At 72.6% G+C, this 14,956-nt stretch carries 14 protein-coding genes and 1 pseudogene; 8 read left to right on the top strand and 7 right to left on the bottom strand.

The window, feature by feature from the left end; all coding sequences use genetic code 11:
• Positions 1-3: 3 nt before the first annotated feature.
• The gene (locus ADY01_RS07670; protein ID WP_049567829.1) at positions 4-600 is read right to left on the bottom strand and encodes a TetR/AcrR family transcriptional regulator; all 597 of its coding nucleotides are present in this window, start codon (positions 598-600) and stop codon (positions 4-6) included.
• Between the two features lie 202 nt (positions 601-802).
• Here ADY01_RS07670 and ADY01_RS07665 point away from each other — a divergent pair, with 202 nt between their 5' ends.
• Both ADY01_RS07665 and ADY01_RS07660 read left to right on the top strand, forming a co-directional pair.
• Positions 803-2,347 carry an MDR family MFS transporter gene (locus ADY01_RS07665; protein WP_107081665.1) on the top strand — a complete coding sequence of 515 codons (1,545 nt, stop codon included), beginning with the start codon at positions 803-805 and terminating at the stop codon, positions 2,345-2,347.
• 67 nt (positions 2,348-2,414) lie between these two features.
• A complete protein-coding gene (locus ADY01_RS07660) occupies positions 2,415-3,374 on the top strand; it encodes an NADP-dependent oxidoreductase (protein WP_049567823.1) in 960 nt (319 codons plus the stop codon).
• Between the two features lie 47 nt (positions 3,375-3,421).
• Here ADY01_RS07660 and ADY01_RS07655 read toward each other — a convergent pair whose 3' ends face one another.
• Entirely contained in the window at positions 3,422-3,841 is a 420-nt protein-coding gene (locus ADY01_RS07655) for an ankyrin repeat domain-containing protein (protein WP_049567819.1), read from the bottom strand.
• A 55-nt stretch (positions 3,842-3,896) separates the two neighbouring features.
• Here ADY01_RS07655 and ADY01_RS07650 point away from each other — a divergent pair, with 55 nt between their 5' ends.
• The 5 genes from ADY01_RS07650 (at position 3,897) to ADY01_RS07630 (ending at position 10,072) form a co-directional block, all read left to right on the top strand.
• Positions 3,897-5,159, top strand: coding sequence for a sensor histidine kinase (locus tag ADY01_RS07650; protein WP_049567815.1), 1,263 nt, complete (start codon positions 3,897-3,899; stop codon positions 5,157-5,159).
• 26 nt (positions 5,160-5,185) lie between these two features.
• Positions 5,186-5,920, top strand: a complete 735-nt coding sequence (locus tag ADY01_RS07645) for a hypothetical protein (RefSeq protein ID WP_159001031.1) — start codon at positions 5,186-5,188, stop codon at positions 5,918-5,920.
• 22 nt (positions 5,921-5,942) lie between these two features.
• Positions 5,943-6,620, top strand: a complete 678-nt coding sequence (locus tag ADY01_RS07640; RefSeq protein WP_049567808.1) for a response regulator — start codon at positions 5,943-5,945, stop codon at positions 6,618-6,620.
• A gap of 375 nt (positions 6,621-6,995) precedes the next feature.
• Positions 6,996-7,790 carry a cytochrome d ubiquinol oxidase subunit II gene (locus tag ADY01_RS35930; protein WP_063784151.1) on the top strand — a complete coding sequence of 265 codons (795 nt, stop codon included), beginning with the start codon at positions 6,996-6,998 and terminating at the stop codon, positions 7,788-7,790.
• A gap of 110 nt (positions 7,791-7,900) precedes the next feature.
• Entirely contained in the window at positions 7,901-10,072 is a 2,172-nt protein-coding gene (locus ADY01_RS07630; RefSeq protein WP_078900085.1) for an MMPL family transporter, read from the top strand.
• 367 nt (positions 10,073-10,439) lie between these two features.
• On the opposite strand, the pseudogene ADY01_RS40400 reads toward ADY01_RS07630, so the two are convergent.
• The 3 genes and pseudogenes from ADY01_RS40400 to ADY01_RS07620 form a co-directional block, all read right to left on the bottom strand.
• A pseudogene (locus ADY01_RS40400) lies at positions 10,440-11,189 on the bottom strand (aminoglycoside phosphotransferase family protein); the annotation flags it as partial.
• Positions 11,190-11,263: 74 nt separating this feature from the next.
• A complete protein-coding gene (locus tag ADY01_RS07625) occupies positions 11,264-11,971 on the bottom strand; it encodes an HAD family hydrolase (protein WP_049567804.1) in 708 nt (235 codons plus the stop codon).
• A complete protein-coding gene (locus ADY01_RS07620) occupies positions 11,972-12,760 on the bottom strand; it encodes a winged helix-turn-helix domain-containing protein (protein WP_234320128.1) in 789 nt (262 codons plus the stop codon).
• A gap of 233 nt (positions 12,761-12,993) precedes the next feature.
• Between ADY01_RS07620 and ADY01_RS07615 the strand changes: the two genes are divergently transcribed.
• Positions 12,994-13,179 carry a hypothetical protein gene (locus ADY01_RS07615; RefSeq protein WP_049567796.1) on the top strand — a complete coding sequence of 62 codons (186 nt, stop codon included), beginning with the start codon at positions 12,994-12,996 and terminating at the stop codon, positions 13,177-13,179.
• Between the two features lie 100 nt (positions 13,180-13,279).
• Here the strand turns inward: ADY01_RS07615 and ADY01_RS07610 are convergent, their stop codons facing one another.
• Together ADY01_RS07610 and ADY01_RS07605 are read right to left on the bottom strand one after the other, a co-directional pair.
• A complete protein-coding gene (locus tag ADY01_RS07610) occupies positions 13,280-14,527 on the bottom strand; it encodes a GNAT family N-acetyltransferase (RefSeq protein WP_049567792.1) in 1,248 nt (415 codons plus the stop codon).
• Positions 14,528-14,574: 47 nt separating this feature from the next.
• On the bottom strand, positions 14,575-14,916 hold the full coding sequence (locus ADY01_RS07605) for a hypothetical protein (protein ID WP_159001029.1): 342 nt from the start codon (positions 14,914-14,916) through the stop codon (positions 14,575-14,577).
• Between the last annotated feature and the right edge of the window lie 40 nt (positions 14,917-14,956).

The following is a 14,956-nucleotide window of genomic DNA, read 5'->3' as shown; positions in this document are numbered from 1 at the left end:
GGGTCAGGAGGGGCGCGCCGTCCCCGTTCCGGCGTGGGCGGTGGTGATCAGCTCGGTGGCCACCTCCAGGGCGGCCAGGCGCCGCTTCTCGACGTCGGCCTCGACATCCCGGAGCGCGAACATCCCCGCGTGCAGGGTGAAGAGCGCGCTCATGCACCGCATCCGGTCGATCAGCGTCGCCCCCTCGGGCTCCACCAGCCCGACCAGGCCCATCATCCGCTCCTTGAAGTCCACGCCGATGCGCAGCTCGCGCAGCGTGCCCTGGTTCTCCTGCATGAAGCGGAACAGCGGCGCCGCGCTCCCGAGCGTGCGGCTGTAGCGGCGCAGCACCTCCTGCTTGGTCTCCAGCGTGCGCGGCTGCTCGCGGGCCCAGGCGACCAGCTCGTCCAGCGGCCGGGTGAGGTCCTCGAAGAGACCGACGAGGATGTCCTCCTTGGTCCTGAAGTGGTAGTAGAGCGCGGCCTTGGTGACCTGGAGGCGTTCGGCGATCTCGCGCAGCGACGTCTTCTCGTAGCCCTGCTCGGCGAACAGCTCCAGGGCTACGTCCTGGATGCGCTGGCGAGTGTCCGACCGGCGCGGCTGGCGCGTGCTGCTGCTCATCGCGTTCCCTTCACTTTGCCCGAATCTTACTTGACGACCGGCTAGTGGCGCTCGTACCGTCCTCAGAGTAACGAACTAGCCGGGCGACAAGTAAGTCGGAAAGGTGGGAACGTTGTCCCACAACACATCCGAGCGGGTCCAGGGGACCGCGGAGGAGTCGGGGACGGGGCAGCCGCGTCAGCGCAGTGTGCGGGTGGTGCTCATGGCCCTGCTCATCGCGATGATGCTGGCGATGCTCGACAATATGATCATCGGCACCGCCATGCCCACCATCGTCGGCGAACTGGGCGGCGCCGAGCACCTGTCCTGGGTGGTGACCGCCTACACGCTGGCCACAGCCGCCTCCACGCCCATCTGGGGCAAGGTGGGCGACATGTACGGCAGGAAGGGCGCCTTCCTGACCGCGATCGTCGTCTTCCTGATCGGATCCGCCTTCTCCGGGATCGCCCAGGACATGGGTCAGCTCATCGGGTTCCGCGCCGTCCAGGGCCTGGGCGCCGGCGGACTGATGGTCGGCGTGATGGCGATCATCGGCGACCTCATACCGCCCAGGGAGCGCGGGAAGTACCAGGGCATGATCGCCGGCGTCATGGCGCTGGCGATGATCGGCGGTCCCGCCCTCGGCGGCCTCATCACCGACCACCTGGGCTGGCGCTGGACCTTCTACATCAACCTGCCGCTCGGCGCCGTGGCCCTCGCCATGGTCAGTACCGTGCTGCACCTGCCCAAGAAGCGGGCAGCCGGCCGCATCGACTACCTGGGCGCCGCCCTGCTGACGGTCGGCATCACCTCGACCGTGCTGGTCACCACCTGGGGCGGCACCGAGTACGCCTGGGGCTCCGGGCGCATCGTCGGGCTCGCCGTGGTGGGCGTCGTCGCGCTGGCCGCGTTCCTCTGGTCGCAGACCCGCGCCGCCGAGCCGGTGATGCCGCTGCGCATCTTCCGCAACCGCAACTTCTGGCTGATGTCCGTCATCGGCTTCGTCGTGGGATTCGTGATGTTCGGCGCGACGCTCTACCTGCCGCTCTTCCAGCAGGCGGTGCAGGGCGCCTCCGCGACCAACTCCGGGCTGCTCCTGCTGCCGATGCTGCTGTCCATGATGGTCGTCTCGCTCTTCGCGGGCCGGGCCACCACCAGCACCGGCCGCTACCGGATCTTCCCGATCGTGGGCGGCGCGCTGATGGCCCTGGGCCTGTTCCTGCTGGCCCAGATGGACACCGGCACCTCGCGCCTGACCGCCGGCGTGTACATGGCCGTGCTCGGCATCGGCATGGGCTTCCTCATGCAGATCACCATGCTGGTCGCGCAGAACAGCGTGGCCATGAAGGACATGGGTGTGGCCTCGTCCACCACGACCCTCTTCCGCACGCTGGGAGGCTCGTTCGGCGTGGCCATCATGGGCGCGCTCTTCACCGGCCGCATCCAGGACGTCATGGGCGAGCAGGGCGGCTCCGCCGCCGCGGGCGCCACCGAGCAGTCGGCGCAGCTCGACGCGGACAGCCTGGCCGCGCTGCCCGCGGTGGTGCGCGAGACCTACCAGCACGCGGTGGCCTCCGGCACCCACACGGCCTTCCTGCTGGGGTCGGCGGCGGCGCTCGTCGCGTTCGTGCTGGCGCTGTTCGTCAAGGAGGTCCCGCTCCGCGGGGGGCCGGGCGACCAGGGCGCGGAGAGCGCCGGGCCTTCCGGTGACGCCGGGGGCGCGAAGGACGGGGAGCGGCGCGCCGGGGCCGTCCCGGTCGGGAGCTGAGCGGGCCGCCCCCGCCGTGCCGCGTGGCGGCACGGCGGGGGCGTGGCGGGGCGGCGAGCATGGGCGCATGAGCGAGAGCGCCACCATGAGGACGATCACCCAGGACCGCTACGGCCCTCCCGAGGTGCTGGTCGAGGCCGAGGCCCCGCGCCCGGAGCCACTTCCCGGCGAGGTGCTGGTGCGGGTCCACGCCGCCGGGGTCAACCCGGTGGACGCGGGGAGCCGCGCGGGCTCCGGCATGGCCGCGGTCATGGGCGGCCCGCCGCTGACCGTCGGCTGGGACGTGGCGGGGACCGTGGAGGCCGTCGGCTTCGGCGTCTCCCTCTTCCGCGAGGGCGACGAGGTCTTCGGGATGCCGCGCTTCCCGCACCAGGCGGGCGCCTACGCCGAGTACGTCACGGCCCCCTCCCGGCACTTCGCCCGCACACCGGCCGGGCTGACCCATGTGCGGGCCGCCGCGCTGCCGCTGGCCGGGCTGACCGCGTGGCAGGTCCTCGTGGACACGGCCGCGGTCGGGCCGGGGCAGCACGTGCTGGTGCACGCCGCCGCCGGGGGCGTCGGGCATCTCGCGGTGCAGATCGCCAGGGCGCGCGGCGCCCGCGTGACCGGCACGGCGAGCGCCGCCAAGCACGACTTCCTCCGGCGACTGGGCGTCGAGGACCCCATCGACTACCACGCCGTCCGCTTCGAGGACGCGGCCCGCGGCGTGGACGTGGTCGTGGACCTCGTCGGCACCCCCGACAACCAGCGCCGCTCGCTGCGCACCCTGCGCCCCGGCGGCCTGCTGGTCGCGGTGCCGGGCGGCCTCGACCCCGCGGTCGGTGAGGAGGCGGCGGAACAGGGCCTGCGCGCCACCTCGTTCCTCGTCGAGCCGGACCACACGGGCCTCGCCGGGCTGGCCGCGCTGGTGGACGCGGGGCGGCTGACCGCCGAGGTGGCGAACGTTCTTCCGCTGGCGGAGGCCGCCGAGGCCCACCGGCTGATCGAGTCGCGGCGGACCAGCGGCAAAGTGGTGCTGGAGATCTGACACAAGCCGACGCGCGCCGACAGTCGTCCCGGCCGGAAGCGGCGCGGCTACGCGCCGGCGCCGAACAGGTCGAGCAGCTCCGTCCTCTGGAACATCCGGGCCGTGTCGATCGCCGACGGGTGGCCCGCCGCCGGGTCGGCGCCCGCCGCCAGCAGCACGCGGACCACGTCCGTCTCGCCCTTGAACACCGCGCCCGCGATCGGCGTCTGCCCCTTGTCGTTCCCGCGGCCCGGCTCGGCGCCCCGCTGAAGCAGCACCCGCACCGTGTCCGCGTGCCCGTGGTAGGCGGCCAGCATCAGCAGCGTGTCGCCCTTGTCGTTGCTCAGGTTCGGTGGGACGCCCGCGTCCACGTAGGCGGCGACCGTCGCGGTGTCCCCCTGGCGCGCCAGATCGAAGATCTTCGCCGCGAGCTGAAGAACCTCGGGGTCGTGCGCTGGTTCGTTGCTCTCCGGAACGGGGCCGGTCATGGGGTCTTCCTCCTGTGGTGCGCTGCTTCGCACCAGCCTACGTACTCTGGGGGCCATGCTTGCCTCTTTCGCGCGGGCGTTCCGCTGGGATCGCACGGTGCAGCTCATGGGGCTCGTCCTGCTGGGCGACATCGCGATCCTCCTCGTCCGGCACGAGGACGGCGGCGTGGCGACGGCCGTCGTCGGCCGCCTCCTGCTCGCCGTGTGCTGGCTGGCGCTCGGGTTCCGGCAGCGGTGGCCGGTGCCGGTCGCGGTCCTGATCACCGGCTGCGGGATGTCGTTCTTCCCGCTCTCCGAGGTGGACGGGGCGACTCCGCTGGTCTGCCTCATGGTCGCCCTCTACACCATGGCGCGGGCCGGGCACCTGGCCGCGGTCGTCACGCTGGCGGTGGTGGTCATGTTGATGATCGCGTACGGCGAGTTCCTGCTCACCGATGACGACGAGGCCCGCGAAGTCGACAACATGGCGATCCTGTTGATCAGCGGCTGGTTGCTGAGCGTGATCGCGTTCGGTCACGCCATGCGCGTCCGGCAGGCATACCTCCAGGAGACCGAGCAGCGGGTGCTCGCCGCCGAGCGCGAGCGCGACGTCCGCTCCCTCCAGTCCGCCACGCACGAACGGCTCAGGCTCGCCCGCGAGTTGCACGACGTGCTCGGCCACAACATCTCGCTGATCAACGTCCAGGCCGCGGCGGCCGTGCACCGCAGCGCCAAGCGGCCCGGCCAGACGGAGGAGTTGGTCGCCGCCCTGGAGTTCGTGCGCGAGACCAGCAAGGAGGCGCTGCGCGAGTTGCGCGCCACGCTCGGCGTGCTGCGGCAGGTGGACGAGGACGCCCCGACCGCCCCCGCGCCCGCGGGACTTGAGCGCCTGGGCGAACTGGCCGACCGCGCGGCCGCCACCGGCCTGGAGGTCGGCGTCGAGACCGGCGGCGCGCCGCCCGTCGTTCCCCCGCAGATCTCCCTGGCGGCCTACCGCATCGTGCAGGAGTCGCTGACCAACATCACCCGCCACGCGAACGCCCGCCGCGCCTCGATCACCGTGGACTACGCGCCGGGCGAGTTGCGCGTCCGCGTCGAGGACGACGGACAGGGCGCCGCGGACGGCGGGACGCGGGGCAGCGGCATCGACGGGATGCGGGAACGCGCCAGGGCCCTGGGCGGCGAGCTGACCGCGCGGAACACGGCGGCCGGCTTCCGCGTCGCCGCCCGGCTGCCCCTCCCGCGCGAGGCCGAACCCGCGGCGGGGGCCGAGGTCGCGCCGGAACAGGTCCGAACTCCGCGGCAGGGGGTGGCGGCGCCCCCGCCGGGTAACGGATGATCCGGGAGGACCTGAAGGAGGGGCGGATGACGGAATCGGCCGACGGCGGGCCCGACCGGGCGGCACCGGCGAAGGACACCGCGGACCGGGACGGGGCCGCGGGGAGGGACAGGGCCGCGGACCCGGACAGGGCCGCGGACGGCGACGGAGCCGGGGACGCGGGCGCAACCGGGCGCAGCGGCCGGGCCGTTCTGGTGGTGACCTCGCTCCTCGGCGCCCTCGTCGTGCCGCTGCTGATGGCCCTCGGCGGCCTGGCGAGCCGCCTCGACACCCTGGGCACGCTGATCAGCCTGGCCATCATGCTGCCCACGCTGGTGGTCGGGCTGGTGCTGACCGCCCGGTGGGGGTCGCGGGCCTGGCCCGCCATCTGCGTCTTCGTCCTCGGCGTCGTCGCGATGATCTTCGGCGGCTCCTCGATGTACGAGCTGTACATGGAACGTTTCGGCGACCCGGTGCCGGCGCAGGTCGTGGAGTTCGACTCGTCGAGCAGCCGCTCGGGCGAGCAGTACAGCTGCACCGTCCGTGAGACCGCGGGCGACCGGACCACCCACGAGCTCGGCGGCGTTCACAACTGCGGCTCCCGGCACCGCTGGGCGGAGGACGTGGTGCTGCGCGAGGACCCGCTCGGGGTCTTCAAGCCGCGGCTGGAGGACGGCGAGGCGCAGCCCGAGGCGTCGACCACGGTGACGATCTCCGCGTGCCTGCTGGGCGGCATCGGGGCGCTCATCCTCTACAGCGGTCTCGGTCGGCTGAGGCGCTGAGGGCGGCGGTTACGCTGAGGCCATGACCGCGCCGCGCATCCGGGTCCTGCTCGCCGACGACCAGAAGCTGGTCAGGGCCGGGTTCAGGTCGATCCTCGAGGACGAGGACGACATCGAGGTCGTCGGCGAGGCGTCCACCGGCGCGGAGGCGGTGCGGCTCGCGCGCGAACTCCGTCCCGACGTCGTGCTGATGGACATCAGGATGCCGGAGGAGGACGGGCTCGCCGCCACGCGCCGGATCGTCGCCGACGAGCGGCTGGCCGGGGTGCGGGTGGTGATCCTGACCACCTTCGACGTGGACGACTACGTGTACGGGGCGCTGCGCGCGGGCGCCTCCGGGTTCCTGGTGAAGGACACGGAGCCGATGGAGCTGCTGCACGGCATCCGGGTCTGCGCGCGCGGCGACGCGCTGATCGCGCCGACGGCGACGCGGCGCCTGATCGCGGAGTTCGCGGGCCGCGCCCGCCAGCCGGACCCGAGCCCCCGGCTCAACGCGCTGACCGAGCGCGAACGCGAGGTGATGGGCCTGGTCGGCGCGGGCCTGACCAACGACGAGATCGCCCGGCGCCTGGTCCTGAGCCCCGCCACGGCGAAGACGCACGTGAGCCGGATCATGACCAAGCTGAACGTCCGCGACCGCGCCCAACTGGTCATCCTGGCCTACGAGACGGGCATGATCACGCCCGGCTGGATGAACTGACGCCTCCGGCCTGTGCGTCGGGCCGCCCGCGCCCCAACCACGCCCGGCCACCGTCGGATGCGGGACCGACGTCCGGGCCGTCCGCGGGGCCGGACTCAGGGCCGGGACCCTGACCCGTCCCCGACGCCCCCCGAGACGCCCCCGAGGCCGTCCCTGACATCTCCCGCCGTACGGCCGGACACCGGGGCGCAACCGCTGGGGTAGGGCGGGTGTCCCCTGCCGGCGGACGCCGGGACAGGGGTCCGCCGCCGACCGTAGGAGCGTGGAACTCCAGACCCCCGACCCGCCGGTGCCCGGCCCGGCGACGGTCCCCGCCGCGCCCGGTCCGCTCCCGTGCCGCGACGGCCGTCGCGGCCCGAAGAAAGCGGCGGAATCGTGGAGTTGATCGCCGCCGCGCTGCTCGCGCTGTTCACGGCGGGGTACTTCGTTCTCGGCGGGGCCGACATCGGGCTGGGCATGCTCCTGCCGCACCTGGGCCGCGACGAGGCCGAACGCCGCCTGACCACCGCCGCGTTGTGGCCGCTCTTCCTGGGCAACGAGGTGTGGCTGGTCGCCGCCGGGGGCGTCCTCGCCGGCTGCTTCCCCGCCCTGGAGGGGGAGGTGTTCCCCGGGCTGCTGCCGGTGCTGGTGCCGCTGCTCGCCGGATGGGTGCTCCGCGACGCCGGCCTGTGGTGGCGGCGGCGGGTGCCGCTGACCGGGGACGTCCTGATCACCGCGGGGAGCTGGGCCGTGGCCCTGGCCTGGGGGTGGCTGGCGGCCTCGCTGCCGACCGGGGAGTTCGCGGCGCCCGCGCCGCCCGCGCTCGGCGCCCCCACCGCCGTGGCCGTGGCCCTGCTCTTCCTCGCCCACGGCCTCGGGTTCGCCACCCTCCGGCTGACCGGGGCGCCGTTCCAGCGGGCCAGGACCCTGGCCGGGCGCCAGGCCGGGTGGAACTCGTTCGCCCTCACCTCGGCCGTCATGGCGGCCCTGCCCGTCCTCGCCGGGGCCCGGCTCCCCCTGACCGAACACGCGGCGAGCACCGCGGTGTTGGGGGTCGTCGTCCCGGTCCTGCTCGTCGCCCTGCCACCGCTGGCCGCCGTCCAGGTGTGGCTGTGGCGCGTCGCGGGCGGCCGGGCCACCGCACCCCCCGCCGATCCCGATCCCGACCCAGGCCCCGGCCCCTTCCGCTGACCCGTTCCTCTGACCCGTTCCTCTGACCCCTTCCGCCGACCCGGCCGACGGCACCGATGCCGCACCACGCACCGCGCACCGACCCGTACCACCCGACAGGAGAGAGCACTATGACCACCGCCACCACGCCCCGGGCGCCGAGCCGCCCCGGTGTGTTCGCACGCACCGCCGGGTGGGCCCACCGCCGCCGCTGGCTCGCGCTCGGCCTCTGGCTGGCCGTGCTGGTCGGCGTCTGGGCCGCCGCCTCGGCCACCGGCGACGACTACCGCGAGGACTACTCGCTGCCGGGCACCGAGTCGCAGGAGGCCGCCGACCTGCTGGCCGCGCACGGCTCGGCGCAGGCGGGCGACACCCTCGACATCGTCCTGGCGCGCGACGCCGGGATCGAGGACCCCGCCACCCGGGAGCGCGTCGAGGCCATGCTCGCCGAGGTCGCCGGGCTGCCCGCCGTCACCCAGGTGCGGAGCCCCTACGAGGACGCGTCGGCCGTCTCCGAGGACGCCGGCGTCGGCTACGCCACCGTCGTCCTCGACGTGCCGTCCGAGCAGATGGAACTCGCCGACACCGAGCGCATCTTCGAGGCCGCGACGGGGGCCGAGGGCGACGGGCTGCGCGTCGAACTCGGCGGCGACGCCGCCCGCGTGCTCGCCGAGGAGGAGGGCGGCGGCGCCGAGGGCCTGGGCATCATGGCCGCGCTGGTCATCCTGGTCCTCCTCTTCGGCACGGTCATCGCCGCCGGACTGCCCATCATCACCGCCCTGTTCGCCGTGGGCTCCACCATCGGCCTGATCGTGCTCCTCTCGCACGTCTTCACCATCGCCGACTACACGCCCTACACGATGATGCTGGTCGGCCTGGGCGTCGGCATCGACTACGCGCTGCTGAGCTTCGCCCGCTACCGCCAGGAGCTGGTGAACGGCTCCCCGCCCGCCGAGGCCACCACCCGCGCCATGGATGCCGCCGGGCGCACCGTGTTCTTCGCCGGGTGCACGGTGATCCTCGCGCTCCTCGGCCTGGTGGCCCTCGGCCTCGGCTCGCTCCAGGGCCTCGCGCTCTCCGTGGCGCTGACCGTGCTGGTGACGATGATCGCCTCGCTGACGCTGCTGCCGGCCCTGCTCGGCGTCTTCGGCGCCCGCTTCGCCCGCCAGTTCACCGCCCGCGCCGCCAAGCGGGCCGCCAGGGGCAAGGCGCCCGAGGGCACGCTGTGGCGGCGGCTCGGCACCGCGGTGCAACGCCGCCCGCTGGCCGCGCTGGTCACCGCCGTGGTGCTGCTCGGCGCCCTGGCCGCCCCCGCGCTCTCGCTGCGGCTCGGCTTCGCCGACGCGGGCAACGACGCCGCCGGCTCCACCAGCAGGGAGGCGTACGACCTGCTGTCCGAGGGCTTCGGCCCCGGCTTCAACGGCCCGCTGGTCGTGGTCACCGACGGCGGGGACGCGGGTGCGCGGCAGGCCGCCGGGGCCGCGACCGAGGCGCTGAACGGCACCCCGGGCATCCAGGCCGCCACACCCCCGGTCCCGACCGAGGACGGCGAGGTCGCCACGGTCTTCGCGTTCCCCGCGTCCTCGCCGCAGGACGAGGCGACCTCGGACCTGGTCGCGGAGCTGCGCGACGAGGTGCTGCCGGCGCTGTCCGCCGAGACCGGGGCGGACTACCTGGTCGGCGGCGCGACGGCCGCCACCGAGGACTACGCGGGCAAGGTCGCCGAGCGGATGCCGCTGTTCATCGCCATCGTGGTCGGCCTCTCCGTCCTCCTGCTGATGGCGGTCTTCCGCTCGGTGCTGATCCCGCTCAAGGCCGCCCTGCTCAACCTCCTGTCCATAGGCGCCGCGCTCGGCGCCATGACCCTCGTCTTCCAGGAGGGCATGTTCGGCGTCGAGGCCGGGCCGATCGAGGCGTTCCTGCCGGTGATGATCTTCGCCATCGTCTTCGGGCTCTCCATGGACTACGAGATCTTCCTCGTCTCCCGCATCCACGAGGAGTGGGAACGCACCAAGGACGCCTCCCTCGCCGTGCGGGAGGGGCTGGCGCACACCGGCTCGGTGATCACCGCGGCGGGCGCGATCATGATCGTCGTCTTCGCGGCCTTCCTCGCCAGCCCCGACCGGATGCTCCAGCAGATGGGGTTCGGCATGGCGGTGGCGATCTTCGTGGACGCGGTGATCATCCGCTGCCTGATCGTTCCCGCCGCCATGCAGCTGATGGGCCGCCGCGCCTGGTGGCTGCCTTCGCCGCTCGCGCGGGCACTGCCGCGGGTGCGGCTGGAGCGGGGCCAGGAGAGCTGAGCCCGGCCCCGGGCCCCGCGCCCGGCCCGGAGCCGGGATCCGCGGGGAAGTCCCGTGGGCGCTCCGCGCCGAACTCGGCTCCGAACTCCGCTCGGAACGAGGCGTAGACCGCCTCCACGGCCCTGGGTCCCGGCACATGGCCGAGACCCAGGGTCCGTTCCGCCTTCCGCAGCGCCGTCGAGACGAGCACACCCGCGCGGGCGAGCTGCTCGGGCAGCTCCTCGGGGGGCGTGGCACGCACCAGGTACGCCTGCCGCGTGACATCCGTGAAGACGGACTGGACGCGCTTGTACGCCAGATAGCGCGGCAGGTCGCGCGAGAGGCCCGCCGCCGCGCCCGGCAGCCTGCCCTCCGTCTCCCGCGCCCAGCGCGTCAGCAGCGCGTGCTCCTGCGCGGGCGGGTAGCGCATCAGATGGAGATGGGTGGCCAGGTCGTAGAGCGGGTCGCCGACCATCGCCAGCTCCCAGTCGATGGTCCACAGCATCCCGTCGGCCTCCGCGGTGATGAGGTTGTCCCGGTGCAGGTCGCCGTGGAGCAGGCAGAAGGGCCGGTCGGTCAGGAGCGTGGCGTCCCTGGCGAGCGGCCCGGTGGGGGAGAGCACCACGGGGTCCACGCGCAGCGCGGCGAACAGCCCGCGCAGCGCGGGACGGTGCACCGCGTAGACGCGGCGCCTGGTGAAACGGACCAGGCCGCGCAGGAAGTCCCTGCTGGAGCGCGGGCGCAGGGCGACCGGGCAGCGGTGCACCCGCTCCAGGGAGGCGGGCGGAATATCGGCCATGCTGCCGAACAGGGCCGCCAGCTGGTCGATTTCGGACTCGGCGAGCGCGGTGCCCGGGGGGCGCCGTTCGGACAGCGGCTCGCCCTCGATGTAGCCGTGGACCCGGGCCTTGCCCGGACCCATCACATACACCGGGGCGATGCGCGGCATGCCGAGCCGGGCCAGTCGGAGGAGGAGGTCCTCCTCGTTGAGGAAGCAGCGGGGGTCGAAGCGGTGCACCCCGGGGCGGGGCCTGCCGGCCTTGATCCGCCCCAGGGACGCGAGTTCCCCCTCCGCGCGTAGAACCTGCCAGACGCGGTGGTGACCGCGCAGCGTGGGCAGGTGCAGCGGCTGGCTCATGGTGGTGGCCTTCCGGCGGCGGGATGGTAACGAGTAGCAGAACGGTACGCCGGAAAGGCCCCGATTCCGATGGCTCAAAAGGGTGCATCTGGGCCGTAGGTAGGGGTGATCAAAGCGGTGAGGACGTGCTCCAGGGAGCGCACCACGTGGCGCGCGCCCGCCTCCCTGAGCGCCTCGGCCCCGGAGTCACCCTCCGCGTACCCGAGGAACGGCACGTCCGCCGCGCGGGCGGCCGCCAGGTCCGAGACGCTGTCGCCGATCATCAGCGCCCGCTCGGGTCTCGCCCCGGTGGAGGCCAGCGCGCGGTGCAACGAGTCGGGGTGGGGCTTGAGCAGCGCGATGTCGCCGGTGCGGCCGTGGACCCGGCCGCCGACGTAGCCGGCCAACTGGTGCCGGTCGAGGTAGTGCCGGGCGGCCAGGGGGGAGTTGTTGGTGGCGATGGCCACCTGTCTGCCGCGGGTCGAGAGCGCGGCGATCAGCGTCGCCGCGTAGGGCGTGGGGCGCGCGCTGGCCGCCGCCGTGACCTCCTCCCGGGTCAGGGCGGCCTCGAAACGCTCCACGACGTCCGGGCCGGGACGTTGCCCCGCGATCCCGCGCAGCACCCGGTGGGGGTCCGGCGAGGCGCGTAAGTCGGCCGAAAGCAGCGATGAAAGTGACATCCGCGTGGCGAGTTCGCGGAGCAGATGCGCGATCGACTCGGCGGTGTGCTCGGCGAAGAGGTGGCAGACGGGACCGTCGAAGTCGAAGAGAACACACTCCGCATTACTGATGAGTTCCCTCATCTAACCGAGTGTGAGTGGTTGGGCAAGCGTTGACCAGAGGGACTCGAACCACTGGTGTGACTCTTCTACAAAGGCGGTGTCCGAGGAGGAGCGGAATACTTTTGAGTTCAGCCCGAGGACGTCGTAGATCTCCAGCTGCTCGTCCTCGTACTCCACGACGCGCGGAAGCACCTGGTAGTAGGCGGTCAGGACCTCGAATCCGTTGAGCAGATATACCTTTTGCACCGGAGTGATGGGGACGCTGCGGATCTCCACGCTCACCTTCGGTACCAGACCCATCTCGGCCAACGATGTCAGCTGGTGGCGCAGGGAGGTGGAGAAGGTGCGGGTGAGGTTGCGGAGACGCGCCCGGGGACGCCGGTCGGCCGGGTCGGAAATCAGGCGAGGATATGCCAGCGGCTCATCCGGGTTGGGGAGCATCACCCGAAGGGAGATGGACTCGGGCGTCAGTTCGCCCGTGGAGATGGCGATCAGCGGGCCGGCGAGAGCGGCGTTCAACGTCTCGGTGGTGAGGCAGAAGGCGTCGATCGAGATGTGGTCCGCCTGGAAGGCCAGGGCGAGGCGGTCGGCCACCTCGACGCCGGCGGGGCGTGGGCTTCCTTCGGCGGGAGCGCTGACAACGGCGGGCGCGCCGCGCCCTCGGGCGCTGAGATAGCCGCCGCGCTCCAGGATGGCCAGCGCCTGCCGGACCGTCGTCCGGTTCACGCCGAACTCCTCGACCAGAGCGCGCTGTGTGGGCAATCGGGCGTGCCGTGGCAGCTCTCCCGAGCGTATGCGATCCCGCAGCACGGCGGCGAGGTGGCCGGGAGAAAGCAGGTCACCGGCTTGCCGCGGAGGGTCGTTGTCGGGGCCCGTCTCCTGACTCACGGCTCAACACCATACAACTTTCGGACAGTTACGGAAGGTTGATATGAGGACGTTTCCAGGGACCCGCCAACTGGGGAAAACAAGCGTATAGTTGGTGGACAACTTAGCCAACTATTCGGAAGTTCGGCGAACTTGACGTGATGTAAGGAGGAGTCATGCTCATCACCACCATCACCGTGGCTGCCTTCGGCATCGCGGTGGAGCGGGCAGTGGAGATTCAGTTCGGTCTGCCGGGCCTGATCGGCCTGCTGATCCTGCGTACGGGAGTGCGCAAGCGCAACTACACCTGCGTCTGCGTGGGCTCGACAGTATTGGTGACACTGCTGGTCGGCAGCATCTGACCGGTACCCGCCCCGGCCGGCGCCCCCCAGGGCGCCGGAGGCCGGGCGGGAATCCGGTCAGCGGCCGCCGGTTGTCGCAGCGTGAAAACCGGTCGGAAAATCAGAAGATGTCGGGACACCAGGGGCGGCGTCCCGTGTGGAAGAGCGAATCCGCACGGGACGTCGCCCCGGACGTTTCCTCGTCCAGGAGGCCCGCCGCGGCGAGACGCGAGGCGGAGAAGTCGCCGAGGACCAGCTGCGCCAGCGTGCCCGTGGACAGGGTGAGGTCGGGCGCCCTCGTGGTCGGCGTGGCCGTGGCCCCCTCGGGCGAGGCGTCCAGCAGGACGCGGCCCTGGGCCAGCCCCAGCGGGTCGCGGACTTCGAGCACCAGGGCGCCGGCGGCGGCGTAGTCCCTCGCGGCGAGCAGCCCCGGCAGGTCGAGCGGGCGCATCCACAGGAAGTCGCCGTAGTCCTTGATCACCGCCGCCCTGGGGTTCGGCAGCAGCAGCGGCACGATCGCGTCGGACGCCAGGCGGCCGGTGTCCACGGTGGCCACCCAGTCCATCGCCAGCAGGAAGCGCCACAGGACGCTCTCGGCCGCGGGCGTCGCGCCGGTCAGCGAGGTGACGGAGACCGTGACCTCCGGCATCCCCACCTCCCACGTGCCGTCGGGCGAGAAGGTGGCCAGCCCCTGCGGCACGCCGTCCGCGTCGCGGAACACCACGTGGAACGGTTCGTTCCACGGATCCGGGTCGAAGCGGGTCTCGCCCGTGAGCCGCTCCCAGAACAGCGGCTTGCGGTCGATCGCCCCCGGCTGGGCGGTCCTGAACCGCTCGAACAGCTCCGGGCCCACCTTCCCGACCTCGGCCGCGTCGGCGAAGGCGATCGTGCCCTCGCCCTCCGGCAGGGTCCACCGCGGGTCGAGCCCCGCCCGCCGGGCGTCCACCCGCCAGTGCGTGAAGCCGGCGGCGGGGCCGAACCCGAACCGCCCGTAGATCTGGTACTCGGCGGCCACCAGCGTGGCGACGGTGTCGCCGCGCTCCTTGGCTGCGGCCAGGTCCTCGGTGATCATCCGGCTGAGCAGCCCCCGCCGCCGGTGCGTGGCGGTCACGGCCACCCCGCTCACCGCGTTCGCCGCGACGACACGGCCCGGAGTCAGGGTCAGCTCCTGGTCGAAGCTGCGGTAGGTGGCGACGCAGCGGCCCCCGTCGAACGCCCCCAGCGCCCGGGAGAAGTCCTGCTTGGCCACCCGCAGGGCCACGCTCTCCCGACTCAGCGCGGGCGGGGTGAGGAACCCGGTGAGCGCGGCGCGGATCCACGCCTCGGAGTCGGCGGGGTCATCGGCAACGGAACGTATGTGCGGCACCATGCGCCGAGGCTAAGCAGGAACCCCAGCCGGGAGCCACGCGATTTCCCTCACGCACGCCGCCCGACCAGCTCGGTGAGCACGGCCATGATCCCCTCATGGTTGACCCGCATCTGCTGACGCAGCCCGTCCATGTCGGCCCGCATCTCCTGACGCAACCCGCCCATGTCGGCCCGCATCTCCTGACGCAACCCGTCCATGCCGGCCCGCATCTCCTGACGCAGCTCATCGACTTTCGTATCCATGCGATCGAAGCGCGCGTTCATCTCGCGGCGCATCGACGACTGGGACTCCAGCAGCACCGTCACGTTGCCCTGGACCTGCTGAAGGGTGGCCTCGCCCCGGTCAACGCGGCGGTTGAGGGCTGCTTCTTCCGAAAAATCCATCATCACCCTTCCAGTCTAGAAGTGCGCCGAATGTGCAGATCCGTTT

The organism is Streptomyces sp. SBT349, from assembly GCF_001083795.1.
Taxonomy (GTDB): Bacteria; Actinomycetota; Actinomycetes; order Streptomycetales; family Streptomycetaceae; genus Streptomyces.
This window is presented reverse-complemented; position numbering and strand designations above follow the sequence as displayed.